General features: G+C 61.6%; 25 protein-coding genes. 10 read left to right on the top strand and 15 right to left on the bottom strand.

Features of this window, described 5'->3' with window-relative positions; all coding sequences use genetic code 11:
* Positions 1-15: 15 nt before the first annotated feature.
* A complete protein-coding gene (locus ACCO56_RS16065) occupies positions 16-1,029 on the bottom strand; it encodes a pyridoxal-phosphate dependent enzyme (protein ID WP_433641789.1) in 1,014 nt (337 codons plus the stop codon).
* Positions 1,030-1,186: 157 nt separating this feature from the next.
* Between ACCO56_RS16065 and ACCO56_RS16060 the strand changes: the two genes are divergently transcribed.
* Positions 1,187-1,963: an IclR family transcriptional regulator gene (locus ACCO56_RS16060; RefSeq protein WP_433641788.1), complete on the top strand. Its 777-nt coding sequence runs from the start codon at positions 1,187-1,189 to the stop codon at positions 1,961-1,963.
* Positions 1,964-2,062: 99 nt separating this feature from the next.
* Here the strand turns inward: ACCO56_RS16060 and ACCO56_RS16055 are convergent, their stop codons facing one another.
* From ACCO56_RS16055 to ACCO56_RS16035, 5 genes are read right to left on the bottom strand one after another with little or no spacing between them, the layout of a single operon-like run.
* Positions 2,063-2,905, bottom strand: a complete 843-nt coding sequence (locus ACCO56_RS16055) for an ABC transporter permease (protein ID WP_433641787.1) — start codon at positions 2,903-2,905, stop codon at positions 2,063-2,065.
* Entirely contained in the window at positions 2,902-4,095 is a 1,194-nt protein-coding gene (locus ACCO56_RS16050) for an ABC transporter substrate-binding protein (protein WP_433641786.1), read from the bottom strand. The genes ACCO56_RS16055 and ACCO56_RS16050 overlap by 4 nt, the downstream gene beginning before the upstream one ends.
* A 16-nt stretch (positions 4,096-4,111) precedes the next feature.
* Positions 4,112-4,891 (bottom strand): ABC transporter ATP-binding protein, encoded by a 780-nt coding sequence (locus ACCO56_RS16045; protein ID WP_433641785.1) that lies wholly within the window; start codon positions 4,889-4,891, stop codon positions 4,112-4,114.
* On the bottom strand, positions 4,888-5,967 hold the full coding sequence (locus tag ACCO56_RS16040; RefSeq protein ID WP_433641784.1) for an acyl-CoA dehydrogenase family protein: 1,080 nt from the start codon (positions 5,965-5,967) through the stop codon (positions 4,888-4,890). Before ACCO56_RS16040 ends, ACCO56_RS16045 begins: the two co-directional genes overlap by 4 nt.
* Entirely contained in the window at positions 5,964-6,539 is a 576-nt protein-coding gene (locus ACCO56_RS16035) for a carboxymuconolactone decarboxylase family protein (RefSeq protein WP_433641783.1), read from the bottom strand. The genes ACCO56_RS16040 and ACCO56_RS16035 overlap by 4 nt, the downstream gene beginning before the upstream one ends.
* A gap of 437 nt (positions 6,540-6,976) precedes the next feature.
* Here ACCO56_RS16035 and ACCO56_RS16030 point away from each other — a divergent pair, with 437 nt between their 5' ends.
* Positions 6,977-7,297 (top strand): DMT family transporter, encoded by a 321-nt coding sequence (locus tag ACCO56_RS16030; RefSeq protein WP_433641782.1) that lies wholly within the window; start codon positions 6,977-6,979, stop codon positions 7,295-7,297.
* Positions 7,298-7,762: 465 nt separating this feature from the next.
* Here ACCO56_RS16030 and ACCO56_RS16025 read toward each other — a convergent pair whose 3' ends face one another.
* The 8 genes from ACCO56_RS16025 to ACCO56_RS15990 are packed head-to-tail and all read right to left on the bottom strand — an operon-like array spanning position 7,763 to position 16,450.
* Complete coding sequence (locus tag ACCO56_RS16025) at positions 7,763-8,509, bottom strand: SDR family NAD(P)-dependent oxidoreductase (protein WP_433641781.1); 747 nt, start codon at positions 8,507-8,509, stop codon at positions 7,763-7,765.
* Between the two features lie 3 nt (positions 8,510-8,512).
* Positions 8,513-9,352: an SMP-30/gluconolactonase/LRE family protein gene (locus tag ACCO56_RS16020; protein ID WP_433641780.1), complete on the bottom strand. Its 840-nt coding sequence runs from the start codon at positions 9,350-9,352 to the stop codon at positions 8,513-8,515.
* Entirely contained in the window at positions 9,349-10,635 is a 1,287-nt protein-coding gene (locus ACCO56_RS16015; RefSeq protein ID WP_433641779.1) for an acetyl-CoA hydrolase/transferase family protein, read from the bottom strand. The genes ACCO56_RS16020 and ACCO56_RS16015 overlap by 4 nt, the downstream gene beginning before the upstream one ends.
* A complete protein-coding gene (locus tag ACCO56_RS16010; RefSeq protein WP_433641778.1) occupies positions 10,628-12,274 on the bottom strand; it encodes a class I adenylate-forming enzyme family protein in 1,647 nt (548 codons plus the stop codon). Before ACCO56_RS16010 ends, ACCO56_RS16015 begins: the two co-directional genes overlap by 8 nt.
* Complete coding sequence (locus ACCO56_RS16005) at positions 12,271-13,233, bottom strand: hydroxymethylglutaryl-CoA lyase (protein WP_433641777.1); 963 nt, start codon at positions 13,231-13,233, stop codon at positions 12,271-12,273. The genes ACCO56_RS16010 and ACCO56_RS16005 overlap by 4 nt, the downstream gene beginning before the upstream one ends.
* 23 nt (positions 13,234-13,256) lie before the next feature.
* Positions 13,257-14,150: an HpcH/HpaI aldolase/citrate lyase family protein gene (locus tag ACCO56_RS16000; RefSeq protein ID WP_433641776.1), complete on the bottom strand. Its 894-nt coding sequence runs from the start codon at positions 14,148-14,150 to the stop codon at positions 13,257-13,259.
* A gap of 3 nt (positions 14,151-14,153) precedes the next feature.
* Positions 14,154-15,131, bottom strand: coding sequence for a TRAP transporter substrate-binding protein (locus tag ACCO56_RS15995; RefSeq protein ID WP_433641775.1), 978 nt, complete (start codon positions 15,129-15,131; stop codon positions 14,154-14,156).
* Positions 15,132-15,151: 20 nt separating this feature from the next.
* On the bottom strand, positions 15,152-16,450 hold the full coding sequence (locus tag ACCO56_RS15990; RefSeq protein WP_433641774.1) for a TRAP transporter large permease: 1,299 nt from the start codon (positions 16,448-16,450) through the stop codon (positions 15,152-15,154).
* A 146-nt stretch (positions 16,451-16,596) separates the two neighbouring features.
* On the opposite strand from ACCO56_RS15990, the gene ACCO56_RS15985 reads away from it, so the two are divergent.
* Complete coding sequence (locus ACCO56_RS15985) at positions 16,597-17,646, top strand: LysR family transcriptional regulator (protein ID WP_433641773.1); 1,050 nt, start codon at positions 16,597-16,599, stop codon at positions 17,644-17,646.
* A 45-nt stretch (positions 17,647-17,691) separates the two neighbouring features.
* Here the strand turns inward: ACCO56_RS15985 and ACCO56_RS15980 are convergent, their stop codons facing one another.
* Positions 17,692-18,183, bottom strand: coding sequence for a TRAP transporter small permease subunit (locus ACCO56_RS15980; protein ID WP_433641772.1), 492 nt, complete (start codon positions 18,181-18,183; stop codon positions 17,692-17,694).
* Positions 18,184-18,558: 375 nt separating this feature from the next.
* Between ACCO56_RS15980 and ACCO56_RS15975 the strand changes: the two genes are divergently transcribed.
* From ACCO56_RS15975 to ACCO56_RS15945, 7 genes are read left to right on the top strand one after another with little or no spacing between them, the layout of a single operon-like run.
* Positions 18,559-19,350: an IclR family transcriptional regulator gene (locus ACCO56_RS15975; RefSeq protein ID WP_433641771.1), complete on the top strand. Its 792-nt coding sequence runs from the start codon at positions 18,559-18,561 to the stop codon at positions 19,348-19,350.
* A gap of 52 nt (positions 19,351-19,402) precedes the next feature.
* Positions 19,403-20,539: an ABC transporter substrate-binding protein gene (locus tag ACCO56_RS15970; protein WP_433641770.1), complete on the top strand. Its 1,137-nt coding sequence runs from the start codon at positions 19,403-19,405 to the stop codon at positions 20,537-20,539.
* A gap of 8 nt (positions 20,540-20,547) precedes the next feature.
* A complete protein-coding gene (locus tag ACCO56_RS15965; RefSeq protein WP_433641769.1) occupies positions 20,548-21,441 on the top strand; it encodes a branched-chain amino acid ABC transporter permease in 894 nt (297 codons plus the stop codon).
* Between the two features lie 4 nt (positions 21,442-21,445).
* A complete protein-coding gene (locus ACCO56_RS15960; protein WP_433641768.1) occupies positions 21,446-22,441 on the top strand; it encodes a branched-chain amino acid ABC transporter permease in 996 nt (331 codons plus the stop codon).
* Positions 22,438-23,244 carry an ABC transporter ATP-binding protein gene (locus ACCO56_RS15955; RefSeq protein WP_433641766.1) on the top strand — a complete coding sequence of 269 codons (807 nt, stop codon included), beginning with the start codon at positions 22,438-22,440 and terminating at the stop codon, positions 23,242-23,244. Before ACCO56_RS15960 ends, ACCO56_RS15955 begins: the two co-directional genes overlap by 4 nt.
* Positions 23,231-23,974 (top strand): ABC transporter ATP-binding protein, encoded by a 744-nt coding sequence (locus ACCO56_RS15950; protein WP_433641765.1) that lies wholly within the window; start codon positions 23,231-23,233, stop codon positions 23,972-23,974. Before ACCO56_RS15955 ends, ACCO56_RS15950 begins: the two co-directional genes overlap by 14 nt.
* 23 nt (positions 23,975-23,997) lie before the next feature.
* A complete protein-coding gene (locus ACCO56_RS15945; RefSeq protein WP_433641764.1) occupies positions 23,998-25,179 on the top strand; it encodes a M24 family metallopeptidase in 1,182 nt (393 codons plus the stop codon).
* Positions 25,180-25,289: the final 110 nt, after the last annotated feature.

The raw sequence follows: 25,289 nt of genomic DNA, 5'->3' as shown, positions 1-25,289 counted from the left end.
CCACCCGGCTCCGCATCAGTGCCAAAGCTCATTCCATGTGAAGATTGCCGGCGTGCCGCCCGTGTGGACGAAAACCACCACGTCGTCCTGCGAGAAGCGGCCGGCGCGGATGTCGGCAACGAGGCCGGCAGCCGCCTTGCCGGTGTAGATCGGGTCGAGGATGATGCCTTCGGTTCGGGCGAAGAGCTGCACCGCCTCGTTGCCCGCGTCGCTCGGAGTGCCGTAGCCCTTGCCCACGAAATCCTCGGTGTTGACGACCTCGTCCTCGGCGACCGTGATGTCGAGCCCGAGTGCTGCGATCGTCTCGTTGGTTATCTTGGCCGTGCGGGAAGGCAGATGAAATTCGTCGGTGGCGCAGACCGCGTGCATGGCGAAGCCGCCGATCAACTTCTGCGCCAGCATGATGCCAGCTGAGCCCTTCCCGCTGGAGGACATGTAGAAATAGTCGGGCTTCAGCCCTCGCTGATCGAGCTGGTCGAGGACCTCCAGCGTCACCTCCAGGTAGGCGACCGCCGAGGCCACGTCGAACATCGGATTGTCGTTGAGGATGTGTGGCCGACCACCCTGTGCCCGCACTTCATCAGCAAGGCCGTCTAGCATCGCACGCTGCTCGCGTTGGTTTGCAGCGAAGTGGACATCCGCGCCGAGAAGATAATCGACCAGCAGGTTGCCCTGCACGTTGTTTGGCTTGCGACCTTCCAGGACGAGGATCGTGCGCAGTCCAAGCTTGTTGCAGGCGCCGACCGTCTGACGCGCAGAGTTGGACTGCAAGTCCAGGCCCACGATAACTGTGTCAGGCTCGTCCTTCATCGCATATGCAAGGCGGAATTCCAGATTGCGCAGCTTGTTGCCGCCGAGTGCCACGCCCGTTAGGTCGTCCCGCTTGACGAATATGCGCGGTCCGCCCAGGGCGCGGGTCAGATTGCGCGCCTCTTCGAGCGGCGTGTTCTTGAGCGCTATGTCGAGCCGAGGCAATGTCGCAATACGCTCGCGTATCGCCTGATGGCTCATCCTGGGCCCATTGCTCATGACAGTGATGTCTCTCCCTCCCAACGACGCTTCGGGAGCCTGCTCGGCATTGTCCGGGTTGCATCGTGTCTTTGCTAGCTGTCTAGTATACAAGACACTAGTCTCGTGCTAGAGACACCATAGCAACGTCGCGGAAATGTGCAAGAGAAAGTCGCATATGGACACCACTTCCCCACTGGCAGGTACCGACGCCCCTCAACGCCGGGAGCGCAGCGTCGACCGGATCCTTCAGATCCTCGAGTTCCTTCACGGGCATGGAGAGGCCATCCGCATCGGTGCGTTGGCGAAGGCACTTAATGCGCCGCGCTCTTCGACCTACACGCTGGTCAACGATCTGACCCAGGCGGGTTTGCTGGAGATTTCCCCGGAAGATTCCCGCATCTTCTTCGGCAAGCGCATGTATCTCTACGGCTTGAATTACATTCGCGAGAACTCGCTGGCAAAGCGCGCGCGCCTCGAGGTCGATCGCCTCGCCAAGGAAACGGGCGAGACCAGCGAGTTCTGCATGCTCCAGAGCGGCCGATACACCATCATGCATATGCGGCCAGGAAACAGACCTTTCCGCATCAGTTCCGCCGTAGGGCTACAGATCCCTATTCCCTGGACTGCGTCGGGCCGGTTGTTGCTCGCCGGCCGAAGCCGCGTCGAGATCGAAGAGTTGATCGCCGAGGAAGACCTTACGCTGCCGGACGGGCGGCGCATCGACATCGATGAGTTCATCGATGCGGTCGGCAAGGCGCGCGCCGACGGCTATTGCCTGACCAGGGGGCTCGTGGATGCGGTGACCCAGTGTCTTGCGGCCCCCATCTACGGCGTGGACGGAAACATCGAGGCGACGATCTGCCTGGTATTGCCGGTCGATTTGTCCGAACACCAGACCGATGCCTTGCGCGAGCGTTTGCTGCAAAGCAGCCGAGCGCTCTCGTCGCGATAGCTTTCGGGCACCAACCTGCACCCTATCCCGCCGCCGGAAGCAGGGCGTCGGTAGCGGCAGAACGCTTCAATCCAAGCCGACCGTCGAAAAGCTGGAAGATCAGGCTTTCCCCGGCGCGTAGCGCTGGACGATGACGCGGGCGGCGAAATCCAGACCATAGCCGATGACGCCGATGGCGATGACGGTGGCCATCAATTCGGGATAGGCGAGACGATCGCGCGTATCGAGGATGAAGTAGCCAAGGCCCGCCTGCACGCCCAGCATCTCGCAGGGTACCAGCACGATCCAGGTGATGCCGATCGCAAGCCGCAAGCCGGTCAGCACATGGCCAAGCACGCCGGGTACGATGACGCGCGTGAGCGTTTCCCAGCCGGTTGCCGCCAGGCTTCGGGCAAGCAGCAGCCAGTGCGGGTCGAGTTGGCGCACGCCCGCCGCCGTATTGAGCAGGATCGGCCATATAGCCGCGAAGCCCAGCAGGAAGTAGATCGGCACGTCGCCGACGCCAAACACCATGACGGCGACAGGCATCCACGAAAGCGGCGAGATCATCCGCAGGAACTGGAAGGCGGGCGTGGTGGCAGCCTCGGCCAATTTGGACGCGCCGACGAGCAACCCGACGGGCACTCCCACGACAAGCGCGATGCCAAGCCCGATCAGCACCCGCTTCAGACTGACGAGGATGTGGAGCCACAGATCCGGTCCGCGAACAAGGTCGAAGAGCGTCGGCAACGCGGCGATGGGCGAGAAGCGCCGTGCAAAACTGCGCTCGCTTGCCAGGAGGTCGGTGCTGATCCACCAAGCCAGCAAAATCACGACGAGACCGGCTATACCGAGCCCGACGTGAAGCAGCCGGCGCTGCCCCGCCGAGGGCAAAGCCTGCTTCCTTTTCTCCGGCCGCGCCAAGAAGCCGGCACGGCTTGCCTCTTCCGCCGTCACGCTCACGCCTGGATGGTCTCCGTGCGCGTGAAGGCTTCGCCGAGGCCGAATGCCTGAAGACCTCCGACGCTGCCAATCGCCTTCTTCACAAAGCTGTCGTCGACCAGGTCCTGCGCAGCGAATGCCGGATCGAGCGCATCGAGAAACGCGCGGTCGCCCTCCACATGAGTCTCCTTTAGCAGCTTCACCAGTTCCTCGGTGTAGGTCGGGAACGGATATGGCTGGAAGTCGATGCGCTTGTTGCGCCACTCGGGATGTCGGATCGCACCGGACGCGACATATTGCTCGATATCGCCTTCCTCGGGAGTCAGAACGCGGTTCAGGATCTCTACGCTGTGGGGGGTGTATTTCTGCTCGTGCGAGGACGAAAGCAGTTGCGCGGTCTCGGCGCGGTTGTCGCGCGTCCACAGCTGCGCTTTCACCATGGCGTTGACCACCTTCTGCGACCACTCAGGCCGCTCGGCGAGGTCGTGCTCGTGCATGAAGACCACGCAGCAGGCATGGTCCTTCCACACGTCGCCGGTGAAGCGAAGTACCTTGCCGACCTGATTGACCTCGGCCGCCGCGTTGAACGGCTCGGCGACGATGTAACCCGCGATCTGGCCGGCAGCCAGCGCCGGCACCATATCCGGCGGAGCCATGATGACGAGGTTGACTTCGTCTCCGGCGATCGAGCCCGATGAACGGGTGACTGCCTTCAAGCCGTTCTCGCGCAACAGCTTTTGGAGCACCACGTTGTGGATCGAATACCAGAACGGAATTGCCACCGTCTTGCCACCGAGTTCGGCAACGGAATTGATGTCGTTGGCGACGCTCAGCCCCGAGCCGCTCGTGTGGTTCCAGGCGACGACCTTGGCAGGCGTCTGGCTTCCGTAGCGCGCCCACACCGTCATCGGAGACAGGAGGTGGACGACGTTGACCTGCCCGGCGAGGAAAGCTTCCACGATCTGCGACCAGCCGCGGAACAGTACCGGTTTTTCGGCCTGAAGTCCCTCGGCCTCGAAGAAACCCTTGCCATGCGCGACCAGCAGCGGCGTGGCGTCGGTGATCGGCAGGTATCCGACGCGCACGGGCTCGTCGGCCGATTGGGCCCGGGCCTTGCGGGCGTTGAGCAAGGGCAATGCCCCGGACGCCGTCAGAAGCGCCGAAAGCTTGACTATGTCCCTGCGGGAGAAAAGAAAATCCTCGGTGGGCATGGATGAAATCCCGTGTTCAGTGGCGGCGGACCGCGCTACGAAGCGTGGCGACGATGTCTATGCGGACACGGCCGAGCTCGGAGACGAAATCCTCGCGCGGACGCGGCAGGTCGATCTTCCACTCGCCGATCTGCGAAGCGGGAGCGCCGCCCAGAAGCAGGATGCGGTCCGAAACGAGCAGCGCTTCGTCGATATCGTGAGTGACAAGAACGGCGGCAGTGCCATAGTCGTTGACGACTTTAACAAGCAGGCGCTGCATCTCCGATCGCGTCACCTCGTCAAGTGCGCCGAAGGGTTCGTCGAGCAGCAGCACCTCAGGCTTTCGGGCAAGGCAGCGGGCGAGCGCGGCGCGCTGTGCCATGCCGCCCGACAGTTCCGACGGCCGAAGCCCGCGTGCGTGGTCGAGACCAACCTCGGCGATCGCCGCGTCGACGCGCGCTTGCCGCTCGTCTCTTGAAAGATGAGTCTGGTGCTTGAAGTCGAGCCCGAAGGCAACGTTGTTCTCCAGATCCAGCCAAGGCAGAAGACCCGGATTCTGAAATGCGATGGCGAGGCGCGGATGGACGCCCGAGACGGCACGCCCCGCCGTCTCGACCGAACCGGCGCTCGGCTCTTGAAGGCCTGCAAGCACTCGCAACAGGCTTGACTTGCCGACACCACTCGACCCCAGAACCGTCACGATCTCGCCCTTGGTGAGATCGAGACTGAACCCTGCAAGCACGGGCGCCGTCGCGCCGGCATAGCGCAAGGCTATGTTTCTGGCACTCAGCGCGGAGTGTGGCGTCGCCTCGCTCATGCCGCCTTCAATTTCTGCTGGAGCGCTGACTTGAGCTGCACGAGGCTGGGCGTGATCAACGGAACGAAAGCGGCTTCGCGCCAGCGGCGCGCGAAGTCCCTGCCCGATCTGGCCAGATAAGCCCGCCCGCCGGCAGCCTGAAGCTCCAGCGACACGGCCTCGGCCACGATATCGGCCAACTCGATGCGCAACTCGAACAGCGAAGCCGCGTCGACCTCGAACTCGCGCGAGCGAAGGCCCGCGAACAGTCGTGCCTCGGTCCGGTCCAGGAGATTTTGCACTTCGGCGATCGGTTCGCCCAATACGCCGCGGCCCGACCCGGCAGCGTTCCCGGCCTCGATGATGGCGCGACGAGCAAGTCCGATTGACATGCCGCACTGCAAGCCGACGAAGGCCGGCCGCACCCGCGGCAGCCAGTCCACGGCTTTTTCGGCGAGGATCCGATCGCGGCCTACGCGCACGCCGGTGAGCGTCACAGCGGCCGTGTCCGACGAGCGCATGCCTATCAGTTCGAGATCGGCCGAGCGGACAAGCCCCTCATCGTCGTGCGCCAGAGAGATTATGAAGGCAGGCCCCCCATCGGCGCGATCGACGGCCGCCGCGACATGGAAGCCGGCGGGGCGCAGATTGGTCACCCACGGCATCTTGCCGTCAAGGACGAGCGTGTCGCCGTCCTGCCTGGCCGTGATCTGTAGCGGCTCCAGCCCGGCGAGAAACTTCATCGCGTTGGAAAGGGCGGTCGCACCTGCGATCCTCCCTTCGAGCAGATCGGGCAGGTAGCGGCCCTCCAGCTCACGGTTGGGGCTTTGAAGCAGATATTCGATGTAGGTACGCTGCCCCCACAAGACGAAGGCCGATGCCATCGATTCCTGGGCGACAGCCGAAATCGCAGCCACGCCATCGACGATATCGCCGCCCGATCCTCCCGCTTCCGCCGGCACGCCGGCACCCACGAGACCTGCCCCACTCAGTCGCGGCAGGATTATCGAAGCGGGCTCGATGCCCGTATCGATGCCGTCGGCCGCCTGCGCGAGCCATTCGGCGCAAGCGGCCGGGAGGGTGGCGCGCACGCTCATTCGGCTGCGACCGGGATGCCGGACGCCTCCCAACGATAGGATTCGAGTTGCGGGTTGAGCGGCGGCTGGCCGAGATTGTTTGCGAAATTGCAGAGCGTGGCGAGGCTGACACCCAGCACCACCTCGAGTGCCTGCTGATCGTTATAGCCAGCCGTCTTGAACTCCGCCAGCGCCTCGTCGGAAACCGCGCCGCGCGTTGCTATGACAGCCTCGGTGAAGCGCGCGACGGCATCCAGGCGAGCGTCGGGCACCGTCGTCTTTGCGCGCAGCGCATCGACGACGCCCGCCTCGAGACCAGCCTTCTTGTAGGAGATCGCCGTGTGGCCGGCCACGCAAAAGCCGCATCCATGCGTGGCAGCGGCAGTGATCTGCACCGCCTCGCGTTCGGCGAGGGTCAGCGAAGCCCGCCCGTTGATGCCGCCTACCGTCAGGTAGGTTTCCAGAGCGACAGGCGCATTCGCGAGAACGCGCAGCAGGTTGGGCAGATAACCGTTGTTCTTCTCTGCGGCAACCAGCCTTTCCCTGGCCTCTTCGGGAGCGTCTTCGATCGTGCGTAGCGGCAGCCTGGACATGGCGTTTCCTTGCTTGTTCATTTTATAGGCAGACGCCTGGAGAAATAGCATTCCCGGACTTCGACTGCGCATGGCGCGGATCATAAAATCCGCCCGGACAGCGGAATTTTGTTCCAATTCCTGCGGGCTGATGGGAAGAACGTTCCAGAGTGCTCGAACCTCTCAGCTTGCCCGAGCGAGTTCCGTTCGTCGACCGGGCGGCTACGCCCTGGGAGGCCGGCGCGCTCCACTGGGCGCATCTGTTTGATAGGCGGCGTAACTTTTCGTTGGAATTGACCGTGTCAGGTCGGCGCGTTTGCAGCCTTATGGGAATGACGCGAGCTGCCCCTATCCCACCTTCAGCTCGTTCTTTATATGTCGGCGACCATTCACGCGCTGCTTCTTTCGGGTTTCCGGCACTCGCGTCCGTTCTCCTCAGCCCGGACAGGAGAAGCCCTATGGCGTGGATCTTTCTCGGCATTGCCGTCGTCATCGAAATTGCATGGGCGCTCAGCCTCAAATGGGCGGCGATGCGAGGCGGATGGCTTGCGGCGTCGGTGCCGGTGACGCTGAGCTTTCTGAATATGGGCGTGCTTGCCCTGGCTATGCGCGGCCTACCGGCCGGAACGGCTTATGCCATCTGGACCGGGCTGGGAGCAGCCGGCGTCACGATGCTCGGTGTGATCCTGTTCGACGAGCCCCTGAACGTTGTGCAGCTTTGCTTCATCGGACTGATTGTCGTTGGTGTTGTCGGAACCAAGTATTTCGCCGCGGCTTGAAAGCTGTCGATCCAGGCTGGCCGCCATGCCATTTATCGAAACATGCATCATGATGTCCAACCGCGACCTCTGCGGTCGTGCTTGAGGGTGGAGGAGTATACAGTGCACCTTAATTGACTCCAGCCGCACACACGGGGCAGTGAAGTGGAAACGGAGCGGCGGCGCGATCGCTACCCCCGACGATTTCCGACAATCGAACGTGCCTCGGTCAGTCGTAAATGCTGGCGGGGCCCCGTGGCGCCCTACTCCACGAGAATGTCCTTTTGGTTGAAGGTTGCGAAAAACACCTCGTGCGGTTTCGGTGTCGACATCACCGGACAACGCGGCCCCGCAGACACGCATCGCCGCTTTCTGTTCAGGGTTGCTGCCGCAATAGTCCTGATGGAGGAGTGGGTCTCGCCCGATAGGGTGATGCGTTCACGCTGCCCTTTTGGAGCGTGTTGGCGCTTTCCGTCGGTGACCGAGCTACATCGCTGAACGGCGCATCCCGCCGTCAACCGGTATGACTGCGCCCGTGATGTAGCGGGCGAGTGGCGAGGCAAGAAACGCCACCGTGTGTCCGATGTCGCATGGCTCGCCGAAATAGCCGGCCGGCACGTTCTCTTCGATGAATTTCTGACGCCGATCTTCATCAGGATGCAACTGCGTCAGTATCTGCCTACTATTAATGCGGCCCGGCGCAATGGAATTGACCGTGATGCCATGCGCGGCCAGGTCACAGGAAAGGCCCTTCGCCCAGACGTGGAGTGCCGCCTTCGCGGCCGCCGCCGCGTTGAGGCCACGCGGCTCCATCGAGCCAGAAATATTGATGATCCGGCCCCACCCTGCCTTTAGCATTCCCGGAATGAAAAGCTCGGAGAGGCGGCGTGCCGCATCAAAGTTCAAGGCGAAGGATTCCTCCCAGACCTCTTCGCCGGCATTCCATTTCGCCGGACGCGATCCGCCCGCGCAGTTGACGAGGATACCCGCCTCGCCAGTCGCATCGGCAATCCTGCGAATATCGCCAGGATTGGTGACATCGCCCTCGATATTCCTGACGGAGCCCTTGCCGAGCTCGCGCAATTCGGCTGCCAGCCGCTCAAGGGAGATGCCATCGCGGGCGGTTAGGACGAGATCGGCGCCCTCTGCCGCGAGGCAGCGCGCAACGCCCTCCCCGATGCCCGAGGACGCGCCCGTGATAAGCGCAAGTCTTCCCTTGAGACCGAGATCCATGGCTCAGAAAAGCGCAATGCCGGGTGTGTCGACTTCGGCTGCGATCAGCCGGCCGCCTTTCGGCGCCGTGACATAGAGCGTGGCCATCTCCGGTCCGCCGAAGCAAAGATTTGTCGGGAAGCTCGGCCCGAGTTCCAGAATGTGCAGCGGTTTGCCGTCAGGCTCGAAAACGATGATCACATCACCTGCTGAAGCCGCGCACCATAGCCTACCCTTCCGGTCGAACGCCAGTCCGTCGGGTTCGCCAATCGGGAGTTCCGCAAATACCCCGTCCCTGCGCCAGCCTTCTGCATTCTTTCGAAAGCGCACGATCCGATGACGCAGCGTTTCTGTCACGAGCAGCGTCTCGCCGTCTTCGGTGAACGCGATACCGTTCGGATGCATCATGTCGTCGGCGAGGACCTCGCGCTCGCCAGTCGCGGTGTCGAAAGCCCAGACGCGACCCGGAGCGGGCTTCTCAGCCTTGGTCGAACCACGGGGATCGCTGAAGTAGAGACGCCCATCCGGGCCGAAGGCAGTATCATTGGGCGCGAAATAGCCATCCGAAATGACAGCGACCTTGCCGACCTTCGAGACGGACTGGATCGAGGGGGAGCATGGCAATGTCGACTTCGTCGGCACAACGCCACCACCATTCTGTGCGACGAAGATTACGCCATCCCTGTTGTATGCCAGACCGTTTGGGCCACCACCCGTCTCACACACCTCGCGTATGCCGCCGGCATAGTCGGCGCTGAAGAGCTTCCCGCGATTGATACTCGTGAAAACAATGCCATCCCGCGTCGCAATGGGGCCTTCCGTGAAGCCCATGCCCGTCGCAACGTCGCGCCATAGGAGTTTCATGCTGTCCGCCCCTGTCCATTAATTCCGTGTGCGGCCTTCTCAAGCGGCTCCCGGTCGTCAGGATGTGCCACGCTTATCAGGGCGACGATGCGCTGGCGGAGCGTCTTGCCTGCCAACTCGGCCACGCCATACTCGGTTGCGACGACGTCGACGTCGGTACGCGCCAGCGTGACCGGAGCATCGCCCAGACTGGCCACGATGCGAGATTGCCCCCCAGCCGCTCGCGACCGGATAGCGGTAATCGAACGACCGCCCTTTGACAGGCGCGCCCCGCGGACGAAATCCACCTGGCCGCCCGGCGCGCCGACATAGCGGCCGGCAACGTATTCTGCATTTCCCTGACCGGTGAGATCGACCTGGATCGCCGAGTTGATGGCGATCAGCTTGTCGAGCCTCGCCATGGTAGACATATCCGAGATGTAAGGATTGGGAACGATGCGGAGCGGAGCGTAGGCTGCCCGCCGGTAGAAGTCCTGGGTACCGTAAAGCGCGCAGGTCACCGACAGGCCCGTGTCGATCGGTTTGCGTGCATTGGTCACGACGCCTGCGTCGACGAGGTCGAGCACAGCATCCGAGATCATGCCGGAATGAACGCCAAGATCCTTGTGACCGCCCAGGCTGTCGAGAATGGCGGAGGGCACACCACCGACGCCAATCTGGAAGGTTGCTCCGTCCTCGATGTAGCGCACGACATTGGCCGCGATCGCACGATCGGTATCGTCCGGCACCGCAAGCGGCATTTCCATAAGCGGGCGATCGGTCTCGATCATGACGTCGATCTCGTCAGCGCCGATGGTCGCCTCGCCCGCAATGAACGGGGTCTTCGCATTGACTTCGGCAATCACGACGCGCGCGTTGCGCAGGGCATCCAGCGCATAACCATGGTCCGTCCCGAAACTGTAGCGGCCATTCTCGTCCGGCGGCGAAAGCTGCACCATGAAAACGTCGACTTCGAAGGCGCCCGACCGGATGTCCTTGCAGAACATGCCGAAATGGGTCGGATAGACGTCGATAAGACCGTGGCGCGCGAGACGCGAATTGGTGCCGAGGCCGCCCAGGCCCTCGAAGGCGATGTGGTCGGCGTGTTCGGGCTGGAGCAATTGTGCAAAGGATATGGTGAGAAACGCCTTCACCCCACCGAGGCCGGCCCTTTGTGCGATAAGCGTCTCGATGAGGGTAAGCGGCTCAGCACCCCCCTGCCCCCAGAGAATCCGGTCGCCCGGCTTCACATAGACTGAAAGATCGAGGCTTTCGGCGGTGGTCTTCTTACCGGCCCTAGGCAACTTTGTCTGCCTTTCCTTCGCGCAGCATGCGCTGTGCGACTTCGCGCAACTGATATTTCGGAACCTTGCCACTCGCCAGCCGCGGCATATCCTCCTTCGCCATGAAGAACACGTAGGTCGGCACCTTGAAGCGCGCCGCGCGCGAGGAGACGAATAGCTTCACCTCGTCTTCGGTAAGTTTGGCCTTACCTGGATCGACGAAGGCCGCGATAAGCTCACCCTTGGTATCGTCGGGGATTCCGATGACATGGCATTCGGCAATATCCGGATGGGTGTCGATGACCTTCTCGACCTCGGCCGGCGAGATATTCACACCACCGACTTTGAGGATTTCCTTCTTGCGCCCATGGAAATGCAGGCGGCCGTCGGCGTCGATCTGCACAAGGTCGCCCGTGCGGAAATAGCCGTCGTCACAGAAGGCTTCGGCATTTGCGGCGGGATTGCGCAGGTAGCCCGGCATGGCGCGACCCTTGACCTCGAGAAGTCCCATCTGGCCGTCGGCGACGCGATTTCCATCCTCATCCACCACACGGTATTCCCAGCCTTCGAGAAGGTGGCCGGAAGAGGTCGTGCGAGTCTCGACCGAGTCCTGCCAATGGGTGATGAAGCAGTTGCCATAGGTCTCGGTCAGTCCATACATCGCGCAGCAATGTGTGATGCCTAACCCTTCTATGGCGATACGAAGATCCTCGGTCGAGAAGCCGGCAATGCCCTTCTTCAACGAAGAGATGTCGCGCTTGTGGAGATCGGGATGCTGGTAGAGCGCCCGCGTCATGTTGGCCAGACTGACATAGGTCGTCGGGCGGTATTTCTCGATAGCCTCCAGCGCTTCGCCCGGCTCGAATATCTCTTGCAGGAGGATTGCGCCGGCATGCGTCCAGATAGCGGGAATGGCATTGATCGTCGCCAGACCATAGAACATCGGGGTCGCGATCCAGGTGCAATCCTGTTCCGTTAGTCCCTGGCGCTCGCCGATCAGGAAGTCGTTCATCAGCGCATCGCCATGGCGCAACCGAACACCTTTCGGCACACCCGTTGAGCCGCTGGTATAGAGAACGTAGAGATCGTCATCCTTCGAGACCTTTGCCTCGGCTTCTGCCAGAGCGGCGTCGGAAACAGCATTTCCGCTGGCAAGCCAGCTTTTGAGGTCCATGGTGCCCGGGTGGCCATCGCCGCGTAGCTGCACCACCTTCTCCACCGTAGGGAAGCGCGAGAAGTGCTTCGGGGACGATTCCTTCAGCTCGGGCAGCAGCCGCTGCCACATCTCGCCATAGGTCTTGCGGCGAATGCGATCGACGATGAAGAGCAGGCGTGCCTCCGAATGGGCGAGCTGCTGTGAGATCTCGTCGTCCAGGTGGAACGTGTTGAGCGGCGAAAGGCGCGCACCGATGCGCGCACAGCCCATGGCGATGTAAAGCCATTCCGGGCGGTTTGCGGCATGGATCGAAACCATGTCGCCGTGGCCGATGCCCGAAGCGAGCAGAGCCTTGGCAAAGCGGTCGGCCGTGGCGTCCAGGTCGCGCCAGGTGATGGTTTCGCCTTCGAACAGGATCGCCCGGCGCTCGCCATGGTCGCGAGCATTGGCTCGAAGCAGACCCCCAAAGGTTAGGGCCGGAGGCGTTCGGGTGTTTGGACTCATGACTGCTGCTCCAGTAGTTTGCGGCCAATCCTGTTGAGATCGGCGAGAGTGCCGTTGGAGGCGATGCGCGAGCGCGGCGGTACGCCGACGAGGTCGGCAAACCAGCGGCCGGCCTTGCGGATCTTCTCTAGATCGATGCCGGTATCGACGCCCATCGAATGGAAGAGGTTGACGACGTCCTCGGTCGCGACGTTGCCCATTCCGTTGACGCTGATCGGCATGGCGATGCCGCCACCATAGCCCCCTGTGCAGGTTTCAAAGATCTTCGCGCCTGCCAGCCATCCCGCATAGATGTTGGCCAACGCCATGCCGCTGGAGTCGTGAAGATGCAGGCCAAGCGTGAGATGCGGGTGCCGCTGCAATATCGCGTCCACCCTCTCGCGGATGTCGATCGGGCTTGCATGACCGATGCTGTCGGCGATCGAGACCTCATCGATGCCGAAGGCGACGAACTGGTCGATCAAGTCCATGATCGCCTTGAGGGGGATCTTGCCTTCGTAAGGGCAGGCAAAGCAGATACCCATGCCGACGGACACGACGCGGTCCTCACGGCGTCCCAATTCCGCGATCCGTTCTATCTCCCGGACATTGTCTGCGATCGACATGTTGGAGTTCTTCTTCTGGTAGGTCTCGCTGCCCACGATGAGGCAGGAAAACTTCGGCACGCCCGCCTCCAATGCATTCAGCGCGCCCTTGTAGTTGGGCACGAGCGCCCGGATGACCGTGCCCTTCATGCCGGACACCTGGCGTGCGACATCGATCGCATCGGCCAGCGGCGGCACAGCCTTGGGATGCACGAAGCCGGTGATCTCAATCTCCGGCACACCAGCTTCCGCCGCCTTGCGAATGAAAGCGACCTTGTCGGCCGTGGTCGGAACGTGCCAGCCGCTCTCATGCACCATGGTCTGAAGACCATCGCGCGTCAGCAATTCGACAATGCGAGGTTTGGATTGAGACATTTGCAGCTTTCGCTATCTGTGATTCAGGATGACTGGCGAGGCGCGAGCAGGCCGGTGGCGCGGCCTTCCGCGGCAAGCCTTGCCTCGGCGAGTTCGGCCACGGGGTAGTCGACGAAGTGGCCATCTACCACGACCGCCGCCGTGCCGCTGGCAAGCGCCTCGACGAAAGCTTCGACCTTGCGCCGTTCGAGGCCGAGTTCCTCTTCCGAAGGGCGAAAGCCGGCAATCACTTCGTCAAGCTGGGTGGGATGTATGCAGAATTTGCCGCCGAAGCCCGCAGCCCGACCGCGGGCAATGTCGTCGCGCAACATGCCGATGTCGTCCAGACGTGGAATGACGGAATCGATCGGCTTGGCGAGCCCCGCCACTCGCGACGCAATGGCGACGCGACAGCGGGCGTGCTCGCTCAAGGGGCTTCCGGGTTCCCAGACAACCTGCATGTCCTTGGAGAAGTCGCCAAGCCCCAATGCCAGTCGTGCGATCCGGCCGGGCGCGGCGCGTGCGATCTCCAGCACTGCCTCGATGCCGATCGCAGTCTCCACGATCGGCACGAGAACGCTGTCCGCACCTACCGCATGGAGGGCACCGACCGCCAGATCGATGTCTGATTTACCCTGACATTTGGGCAAAACGATCACCGATGCCACGGGGGCGACCGCCAGGATATCCTCCCTGCACATGCCGGTGTCGACGCTGTTGACCCGCACCCACCGCTGCTGCCCCCTGTCGGGACCAAGATGCGCAACCCATTGCTGGGCTTCCGCCTTGCGGCTGTCGGCCGTCGCATCCTCGAGATCGATGATGACGGCCTGTGCGATGGCCATGGCCTTGGCAAGCTTGCGCTCGTCGAGGGCGGGGACAAAAAGCGGCGCGGTTACCCGCGAGACCGGGGCCGAAGCGGTGCGTGTCACGGTCATGGCCTACTTCTTGGGTCCGTATTCCTGGCGGATCTTGTCGAGGACACCGGGACCCCAGAGCTTTTCGGCAGCGTCCTTGCCGACATCGGAGACGAGCGGGATGAACGAAGCAGGATCGACCTCGTGCACGGTCATGCCCTTGTCCTTGAGCGTCTGACGATACTTTTCCTCGGACGTAAGAAGTTCCTTCTGCGTATCGGCAGCAACCTCGGCCGCCGCCTTGCGTAAGGCGGCCTGGTCTTCGGGGGTCAGGCGCTGCATGGCTTGATCGCTGATGAACAGGAAACGCGGCGCCTGGACGTGAGCTGTGAGGGAAAGTGCCTTCTGGACTTCGAACAGGCTGGTGCCCACGACGAAGTTGAGCGGATTTTCCTGCGCGTCGATCGTGCCGGTCTGCAGCGATATATACAGTTCACCCACCGGCATGGCGATGACGTTTGCACCCCACTTCTGGAAGGCGTCCACCATCGTCGGGAACTGCGGGACGCGGATCTTCACTCCCTGAAGATCTTCCGGCTTCAGGATGGGCTTGTTTGCCGTGATGTGGCGTGGCCCAAAGTAAATGTATTCGAGTAGATGGACGTTCCAGTCCTTCAACACGTCCTTCTTCCACTGATCTGCAATTTCACTTTTGGTGAAATCCATCATCTTGTCCTTGTCGAACAGGAACGGGATGTAGAAGAGCTGGAACTTGTCGTAGCCCGACAGGCCGACCTGGGCGATGTCGAGCGTGCCCTGACGAACCTGCTTGACGATGTCGGCCTCGCTGCCGAGCGCGGTGCCCATGGTCACCTGTACGGTGACGCGCCCTTGTGTGGCTTCCTCCACTTTTGCCGCAAAGGACTTCAGCCCGGTTTCATAGGCGGTGTTGGCCTGCACGTCCGCCGCCCGCAGCGTAATGGCATGAGCCAGGGAAGCATAGGACAAGCCGGCGAAGGCGATTGCCATCAGCGATGCCGACCTTACGATATTCCTGATCACGTTGTTTCCTCCCTTTAAAGCTAGAAGAAGAGCGATGGCAGCCAGAGCGAGATCCAGGGCACGAGTGCCAGGATGTAGGCGCCGATACCGAGCAGACCGACGAACGGCCATGATGCCCGCAACAGAGGCTTGAGCGGCACGCCGGAGGCCTGCGACACGGTAAAGAGGCTTATGCCGACCGGCGGCGATATCAGCCCGATCATCAGGGCCAGCGTCATGACGACCGAAAAATGCACGGGGTCGACGCCCATCCCACCGAGTTGCGGATAGATGATCGGCGTCAGGATGAGGATGAGCGGTATCGGCTCGAGCGCGAGGCCGAGAATGAGCAAGGCCGTGACGGTCACGAACCACATCAGCACAGGGGTGGCAGCCATCATCTGCAGAAAATCGCCGACATAGTTGCCAATGCCTTCGCGGGCCAGGATCCAGCCTATGGGCGCGCTGGCCGCGACCGTGATCAGGATCGCGCCGACGCTCGTGGCCGAGCTGACAAGGGCGCGATAGGTGGCTTTCCAGTCACGTACGTTGAACACGGTCAAAAGGCCGATCACCGCCAGTGCGCAGCCGATCGCGGCCGATTCCGTCACTGTCGCCGCGCCTGTCACCATCGAGCCGACGACGACGACCGGCAGCAGGATGGCGAAGGAAAGCTGGATCGCCGACAGAACGGGACCGGTACGTCGCGGAAAGATCTCTTCGACCTTGACTTTCGGAAGATTGCGGGCGCGGAAGCCGACCCACATGATCAGAATGAGGGCGACCAGCACACCCGGAAGGATGCCGGCTACGAAGAGCTGCCCGATCGAGACACCAGCCAGGCCGCCGATCAGAACGAAAGGGATGCTGGGGGGTGTTATTGGTCCGATCGTCGCCGCGGCCGCGGTCAAGGCACCCGCCTCGGCAGGGTCATAGCCGGTCCTGACCATGGGCCGCACAAGAATGGTGCTCGTTGCGGCAGCATCGGCGATCGCCGAACCCGACATGCCCGACATCACGATATTGGCCAGCACATTGACATATCCCAGCGGGCCAGGAAGCCGGTGCAGTCCCTTCAGCAGCGCGCGCATCAATGTCTCGGTTATGCCGCTGGTGTGCATCAGATTGCCCATCAGCACAAAGAGCGGTACGGCAAACAGCAGTTCGGCGTTTATGCCGTCGCCCATCAACTGCGGCAGGATGGAACTGAGGTTCTGACCTTCGGTGAGATAGGTGATCAGCACGTAAATCGCGGACGCCCCGATCATGGAGAGGGCTACGTCGAAACCCAGCACGATCAGGCCTATCATGACCACGAACATGACAAGCGCCGCCGTCATTCCGGCCTGCCAATTGACGGGTATGTGGATAGAGTTGCCGGTTCGACCCGCTTCGGGCAGCCACTCGTACAATGGATCGGGAATGGCGCTGCCGGCCGCAGTCGCATGCTCAAACCTCCCTATCGTCCGGATATTCGCCGGTACGTTTGCCGATCATCGTCGGCATTTCGGGAAAGACTAGCTTCGCGACTCCATTGCGACAAATTTTTAATCCGCATAAAAGATATAAAATAAACTCATCGCTTGGGCGCTTCCCGATGACACCTAAGCTACTGAAGTCATTTCTGAAACTTGCCGAGATGGGAAACCTGAGCCGCTCGTCCGCGCAACTGCATTTGACGCAGCCTGCATTGAGCAGGCAGATGCAGCTGCTCGAAGGCGAGGTCGGCGCACGGCTCTTCGAACGCCACGGTCGCGGCGTTGCGCTCACCGACGCAGGTCGAGTGCTGAGGAAACGTGCAGAGAAGCTGCTGCGCGATATCGATGAAATCCGCAACGAGATAACCGCGAGCGCGAGCGAGCCGGAAGGCGAGATCGCAGTCGGTCTTCCCACTCCGCTCAATGCGATGCTTGCCGCCGCACTCGTGGACCGACTGTGGGAAACGGCACCAAAGCTCCGATTGCGGATCTTCGAAGGCGCGCCACACCAGATCCGTGACCAGCTGAATCAGGGGCTGCTCGACCTGGGCGTTCTCTCGGCCGATGAATATGGTGCCGGCCTCACCCGGCTGCCCTTTGTCACGGAAAAGCTCTTCGTTGCGGGCGCACCACGTTTCGAACTGGATCGCAACGAACGCTTCGCCGTAGAAAAGCTGCTGGACCTCCCCCTCGTCCAGGCAAGCCCCCAGAACGGCGTGACCATGATCCTGGCGCGGCATTTCTCAAAGGCCCAGCGCGCGCTTGATCTCAGGATCGAGGCCAGCAGTACGCACCTGATGATCGCAATCGCCGCAACCGGCCGCTGCTTCACCGTGCTACCCTATTCCGCGCTTGCCGAGGACATAGCGAGAGGGAGAATCAGTGCCGCCCCGCTCACGCGCCTGTCCATGCACTGGGCGATGGCGCGGCGCGCGGACCATCGCGCGACCGTCGGCATGAAGGTCGTGGTTCAGATCCTGCACGACACCGCTCGCGCGCGGATAGAGGCCGGTCACTGGCCAACGGCGCGCTACGTATCGAAATCGGCTGAACTATAGAAGTGTTCGTACCGAAAGCTGGGTCTTGCTTATACCGAGCCGGATCTAGACTCTAGAAGGACCATCGCTCCGAAATGCGCGCACCATGCGCGCGGCGCTCAGGAGCGTGATCGCCAACGCGAACAGGAACACCGGCACATAGGGAGTGTTTTCCGGCAGTTGCAGGAGCGACATGGTGTCGGTCTCCCACCCTGTCGAATAGATGTACTGGCCGGTGAGCCAAGTCAGTACACCACAGATAAATGTACAGGCAGCCTGGTGTGTAGCGGAGTTCATCCGCCAGATACCCGGCACCACGATGTTCTGCACCCGCAGATAGGCAGCGATTGCGGAGAAGCCGACCAGATAGACGAACGCGACACGGGTCAATTCGAACAGGCGCGGATCGCCCATTCCGACGTGACGCATCATCGTTGAGCCCAGCAGCATCAGGCCGAGCGTGACAAGCAGGACGGCCGAAAGAGCCTCTGCGACTTTGGCAATGCCGTTATGGGCATTGGGATCGAGTTCGTTCAGGCTTTCATCGGTTGGCGTCATGTCTCTGGTTCCTCCACTGCCCAAAGGCTGGCGTGGACGCCATGCCTTGTCAAGCTTGCGACAGCATCCAGGCGAGCGTCCGGCACCTTCGTCTTTGCGCAGGTGGTGCCTCAAGTCCCGGGCCAGCTCGTTGGAGGAGTACCATTGCCGCGTTCACAAGGGGCTTCCCCTCGCGACGAGCGGCTTGCGCGTTGCGATCGACGCGCCGCGCATGCTCGCCGCAGACTGGGAAATTCCTCTCAAGCAAATGAGAGATAGGAAACAGCCCTACCCTCCAGATCGGATTTTTCGCCTCCGTCGGGATCTCCTGCCTTGACTCACCGGCGACTCATATGTTCAATAAAAATAGGAACGATGCTCCGATAATAGGAACACATGAAATCGATCAGCCAATCTCTTGCGCGCGGCCTGGACATCCTGATGGTGATCGATGCTTCCCCAGTTCCCATGGGCGTGCGCGAAATCGGCAGGCATCTGGAGCTCAGTTCGGCCATCGTGCAGCGACTGCTGAATACGCTGTCGTCTTACGGCTTCGTTGAGCAGGATCCTTCGACCCGGCGTTATCGGATTGGTCATCGATCGATGGCCCTTGGCGCGTCCAACCGCAACGCCGACGGTCTGATGCGCAGCGCCCACGACATTCTTCGCAAGCTGGCCGACGAGGAGAGCCTGAACGGCTATCTGGGCGCGATCTCGGGAGACCGAGGCATATATCTTCTTTCGGTTCCCAGCCGTCGGATCATTTTGCGCGTGGACGCCGGGGAGCCCCTCTCGATGCATTGCACGGCTTTAGGCAAAATACTCCTCGCTGCACTTCCGGTGAGGCAGGCCCGCGCACTCCTCGGCGACAGCCCGCTGCCCAAGAAGACAGAGCATACGATCATTGATCCGGAGACTGTCCTCGCGCAGCTCCCGAGTATCCGTCGGGCAGGTTATTCTCAGGTGCGAGAGGAGAATCTTCCCGGTGTGATTTCGGTTGCTGCGCCGATCGCCAACGAGTCAGGAGCGATCGTAGCAGGCCTCAGCCTCGCCTACGCGATGGGCACTATCAGCATCCCTCACGATCGCGTCGTCGAGCTTGCAATTGAGGCTGCGCACAAGATTTCGCGCAGTCTCGGCTGCACCACCGCTCTCATCGACCGCTGGAGAGATGAGCGGGCGGATTAGCCGCGGTGCCGGACGTTCGGCAAGCAACCACAATCAAGAAATGGGGACCAACATGCTACGAAACCTTACAATCGCGGGCCTTGTCGTATGTGCTGCTACTTTCGCAGCTCACGCGCAGGAAAAAATCCAGATCGGTGCCGCGATGCCGATCACCGGCCCGGTGGCGCACGGCGCGCTGCAGGAAAAGAGGGGGCTCGAGCTCGCGCTAGAGGAGATCAATGCGACCGGCGGTGTGCTGGGCAAGCCTCTGGAGCTCCTGTACGAGGACAATCAATGCAACCCTTCGCTTGCCGTGACGGTGACGAACAAGTTGCTTGAGGCCGGTGTTCCGGCCGTGCTCGGCCAGCAGTGCAGCTCGGCCGTTCTCGCGACCATGACGCTGTTCCAGCGGGCCGAAGTTCCGCTCATCTCATCGATTGCCACCAATCCCAAGATCTCGGAGCTTTCGGGCGCTGGCGGGAACCCTTGGGTGTTTCGTTTGAACCCATCGGATCGAGAACTGGCCGTCGCCAACGTCAATTATCTCGCGAGCTTGGGTAACATCCAGAAGATCGCGGTCGTGGCCGAAAGCACGGACTATGGCCGCGGCGGCGCGGACGCATTCGCCGAGGCGGCAAAGGGCAAGGGTTTCGAGGTCGTCTCGACGGACTTCCACCCGCTTGGCGCTCCCGACTTCACGACGATCATCGCCAGGCTGCTAAACAACGGAGCGCAGGCCGTGGCCGTCTACCAGGCGCATGCCGACAATGCGAACTTCGCCAGGCAGGCACACTCGATGGGTCTTAAGGCGATCATGACAGGCAAGCTCAGCCTCGATGGAGACACCTTTGCGGAACTTATCAAGCAGGGTGCCTACGACGACGCCGTCACGGCATTCCCATACTCTCCAACGGTCGATACGCCGGAGAACAAGGCTTTCACGGCTCGCGTTCTGGAGAAATACGGGGAGAGCGCGACGTACGAGACCTTCGCCGGGTATGAATCCCTGCATATCCTCGCCAAAGCGATTGAAAAGGCGGGCAGCACCGACCCTGCCGCCATTCGCGAGGCCCTCGCGAAGACCAGCTACAAGTCAATGATCGGCGCGATGGTGGATTTCGACGATCACAACCAGGCACACAACAATGCCGTCATCATCACGGTCAAGGATCGCGTGCTCGGCGTCAAAGACGTGTTCCCAACGAAGTAAGGGCGGCAATGAGCTACGAATTCCTTCTGCAGCTCATCGTGAACGGCATCGTGGTCGGCTTGATATACGGGCTGATCGCGACCGGCCTGGCACTGCTGTTCGGCATTCTCCACATCGTGAACTTCGCGCATGGCGAAATGGTCATGTTGGCGATGTACGCGATGGCTGTCGCAGTGCCGTTCCTCGGTGGGAGCTACATGGCGAGCTTTGCGCTGATCGTGCTCGCAGCAGCGTTGGTCGGCTGGCTTGTCTCCGGAGGCCTGCTGGCGGTCTTGTCGTCGAAGCGCGGCCAGATGGCGATATTCGAAAAAAGCCTTCTTCTGACACTCGGCCTCTCCATCATCCTCCTGAACGGGGTGCAGTACATCTTCACTGCAACGCCCATGATGGTAACGACTGATATCCCCACCGGGGCTCTCACCCTCGGCTCCGTCCGGCTGAGTTACGGACATGCGATTGCGGGCGCCATAGCCATTGTCGTCTTTGTCGGCCTCTATCTGTTCCTGACGCGGTCCAACAGTGGTCGTGCCTTGCGCGCAGTGGCACAGAACCGCGAGGCAGCGCTGATGATCGGTCTCGACCCGGAGAAAGTGGCACGCAAGGCAATCACGCTGAGCGTGGTTCTGTGCGCCATGGGCGGGGCAATCCTCATACCGCTTTACGTCTTCCAGCCGATCGTCGGCCAGGCGCTCCTGCTCAAGGTGTTCGCCATCGTTATCATCGGCGGCATGGGCAACGTGATGGGTGCCGCCGTTGTCGCCCTGGGTCTCGGGATTCTGGAGAGCGTGGTAGGGGGCTTCGCAAACATCGTCTGGCAGAACGCCATCGCGTTCCTGGGCATGATCGTCGTGCTGCTGATCCGCCCACAGGGGCTGTTTGCCCTCGCCATGAGAAAGGGCTAGGCCGATGACCAGCACGAGTTCGGTTTCCTGGAACGCACTGCTGGCCGCGCTCTTTCTGGCCGCCGGCATCATCGTGCCGTTCCTGACGCAGTCGTCCTACTTTCTGACGATCGGCATCACCGCCATGATCTTCACGGTCTTCGCAATGAGCCTCAACATCGTCTACGGCTATGCGGGACTGCTGTCGTTAGCCCAGGTCGGCTTCTGGGGGGTGGGCAGCTATGTGGCGGCCCTCGTCGTGACTCGGCTAGGCGGCTCGATCTGGGAGGGAATGATCGCGGCCGCCCTCGTCGCGGCTGCGGGCGCAATCCTCATCGGGGCCGCCGCTCTGCGACTGTCCAACCACGCATTCGTCATCGTGTCTCTGTGTTTCACGCTGCTCATGCAGATGCTCGCCCAGGAGTGGATCGATCTCACGAACGGACCAATGGGGATCCCGGGCCTGCCGGCGCCAAGCATAGGCTTTGGCGAAATTGACTTCAGCTTCGGCACGCCGACGCGCTTCTTCTATCTCACACTTGCCTTCGCAACCGTTTCGCTAGGCGCGATCTGGATCGTGGTCACATCGCGAATCGGCAAGACGCTTCGCATGATCAAGCATGACGAGACGCTCGCGCGCTCGCTGGGAGTGCGGGTGACGGTATGGAAGCTCGTCGCCATCGCGCTGGCATCCGTCTTCGCCGCTCTTTCCGGAGCACTTTACGTCTTCTACGTCACGATCGTCGATCCGCTTATCTTCGATGTCTACTTCACGCAGGTCATCCTCGTGATTGTGATCATTGGCGGCCTTGGCAGCTTCTGGCCAGTGGTGTTCAGCGGCCTTCTCATCACCGTCTTGCCAGAAATATTGAGAACGCCGAACGAGCTGAGGATGATCAGCTACGGGGTAATCCTGATGGCCGCAGTGCTGCTGATGCCGACCGGCATCGCCGGCCTGGCCGGAAAGGCGCGCACCCGTCGAACCACACCAGCCGCTGCCAGTGTGGAGGTCTCGCCATGAACGGCGCTGCAACCCCAGCCCTAGCAGCCGCCGGTCTGCTCCAGGTGAGAGATCTGCGGAGAAGTTTTGCAGGCGTCCATGCTGTCGACGGGCTGGATCTGGATGTCGCCCAAGGCTCCGTCACGGGCCTCATTGGACCGAATGGATGCGGCAAGACAACGTCGGTCAACTGCATCACCGGGTTCGACCGCAGCTTCACCGGTCATGTGGGAATGGCCGAAAAGCCGCTCGCCGGTCTGGCGCCCGAGACGATCGCAAGAGGCGGTCTCATGCGAACGTTTCAGGCCATCCGGGTCTTCGATTCCTTCACGGTGCTCGAAAACGTCAAGCTTTCCATGCAGAGCTTCGATGGTACGACGGCTTGGCACGCGCTTGCGCGAACGCGGCAATTCCGGCGCACTGAACAGGCAACAGAGGCGAAGGCTCATGATCTCCTCGAATTGGTTGGACTGGCGCCGAAGTCTCACGACCTGGCGGGCGAATTGTCCTACGGACAGAAGAAGTTGCTTTCGCTCGCCGGCATTCTCATGTCGAGCCCGCGCTTGGTGATACTCGATGAACCCGTCGCCGGCGTGAACCCCACGCGTGCGATGGAGATCGCCGACATCATCAAGGCAGTCAACGAGCGCGGCACCACGTTCCTCATCATCGAACACAACATCCCATTCGTAATGCGTCTGTGCGACAGCGTCGTCGTGATGGATCGCGGGAAGCGGCTTATCCAGGGGACACCGGAGCAGATCCGGAATGATCCCGCAGTACTGGAAGCCTATTTGGGAGGTGCTGCCAATGTCGGGGACTGATCCGCTGCTCCGATGCGAGGGGCTTGTCGCCGGGTATGGCGGGCCGCCGATCGTCCGTAAGGTCTATCTCGATATTCCGCAAAACGAGATGATGACGCTCGTGGGTCCCAACGGCGCCGGGAAGTCAACATTGTTACGCGCCTGCTACGGTCTGACCAAGACTTACGCCGGCCACATCGTCTTCGCGGGCAAATCCATAGAAAAGACCACACCTCTGGAGCGATACGCGGCCGGGATTGCCCTGGTCCCGCAGGGACGGTGCAATTTCGACAGAATGAGCGTGGCTGAAAACCTGGCGGTGGCGGCACACTCGGTGCCCGTCGCCCGACGACCCGAGGCACTCGACTACGTGCTCGGTCTCTTTCCCACCCTCAAGCCGCTGATGCCGTCCATGGCCGGAAACCTGAGCGGAGGCGAACAGCAGCTGCTTGAAATGGCGATGGTCCTCCAGACGCGACCCAAATGTCTCCTTGTCGATGAACCGTCACTCGGCCTGTCGCCCAGGATGCAAGCTGCCGTGTTCGAAAAGCTGGCCGAGCTCAGGGATGCGGGAATGACGATTATAGCAGTCGAGCAGAACGTGCGCGTGGCTCTCGCCGTGTCCAATCGGGCAGCCGTCCTGGTTCAGGGCGAGATCGCGTTCGAAGGACCGGCTGACCAGATCCTGGCCGACGATCGAATTCGAAGTGCCTATCTCGGCGCCGAACCGCTCAGCCAGCCAACCAATTAAGAGACAATCCGAAGTGAGGAAACATGACTGATCTCCCCGCCATGACGGAACTGGCGCGCGAGCTCCGAGGCAAGGTCTTTCGCGAGGTGTCGGATGATGTCGAGCTCATCGTGTCGTCCGACAGTGCCAACAAGGCCTACCTCTCTGGCTACGTCAGCATGGCACATGACGTGGCGCCGCACTACCGTTCAGCAGTGCTCGCGACACGCGAACGCGCCTCTCTCCTCGTCAGCGCTGCCGACGCGGGGCCTGCTTTCGAAGTGCTCGGGGACCCAAGCCTGATCCATCGCTATGGAGAGTTCTATTTCGAGACGGCCGGCGACAAAGAACCGAAGGGGTACAACCTACGTCCAACTGCGACCTTCGACGATGCTGCCGTGGACGTGTTTCGTACGCTACAGCCATCGCGCGGGCTCGTCGGAGTCGATCGCGCGGATGGGGACCTCCTCTGGAACCTCGGTCGTGAATTGCTGGGAGAGGCGAAGGTCGTCGACATTACGCGCAACCTTCAAGCATCACGCGCCACCAAGACCTCTGGCGAGGTGCAGCGCCTGCGCAGAGCGACAATGCTGGTCGAGGATGGTTTTCGCAAGCTCATCGACAATGCCCATGCCGGGATGACGGAAATCGATCTCGCAGCCCTTATCGCCGAACGCATGGTGGCTGGCGGAGGCGTACCCCGCTTCGTGTCCGTAACGTCCGGGCCACGATCGGCGCTGGCCGATGCATATGCGACGAACAGGCCAATCGCCAAGGGCGAACTGATCCGGATCGATGCAGGCTGCACCGTCGACGGATACTGGTCCGACATGGCGCGAACCTTTGTATTCGGCGAGCCGGATGCACGACAAAGAAAAACCTACGAGGCGCTCGCCATAGGCCTTGAAGAGGAGCTGGCGGCAGTCAAGGCCGGTATCGCGGCAAATGAGCTTTTCGCAATCGCGATGAAGGCCGTCAAGGAGAATGGCATTCCGCACTACAAACGCCAGCATTGCGGCCATGGGATCGGCCTGCGCACATACGATTCGCCCTTGATCAATTCGATCGACACGACGGAACTGGTCGAAGGCATGTGCCTGTGCGTGGAGACGCCTTACTACGAGTTGAATCTCGACGGGATGATGGTCGAGGACACAATTCGCGTCACAGCGAACGGATACGAGCCGATCACGACGATCTCGCGTGAGCTGTTTGTGCTCTCCTGATCGAGCAATCCAGCTAAAGCCAAGATAACAGGGCCAGAGCTGCCCAACGATTTCGCCCGGGCGGACTACCCGGGCAATCGGCTTCGAAGAATTGGAATTCCGCCGAAATC

Origin of the sequence: Mesorhizobium sp. 1B3 (genome assembly GCF_050958605.1) — a bacterium.
GTDB lineage: Bacteria > Pseudomonadota > Alphaproteobacteria > Rhizobiales > Rhizobiaceae.
Note: the sequence above shows the minus strand (reverse complement) of the source record. Positions and strands in the feature narration are given on the sequence as shown.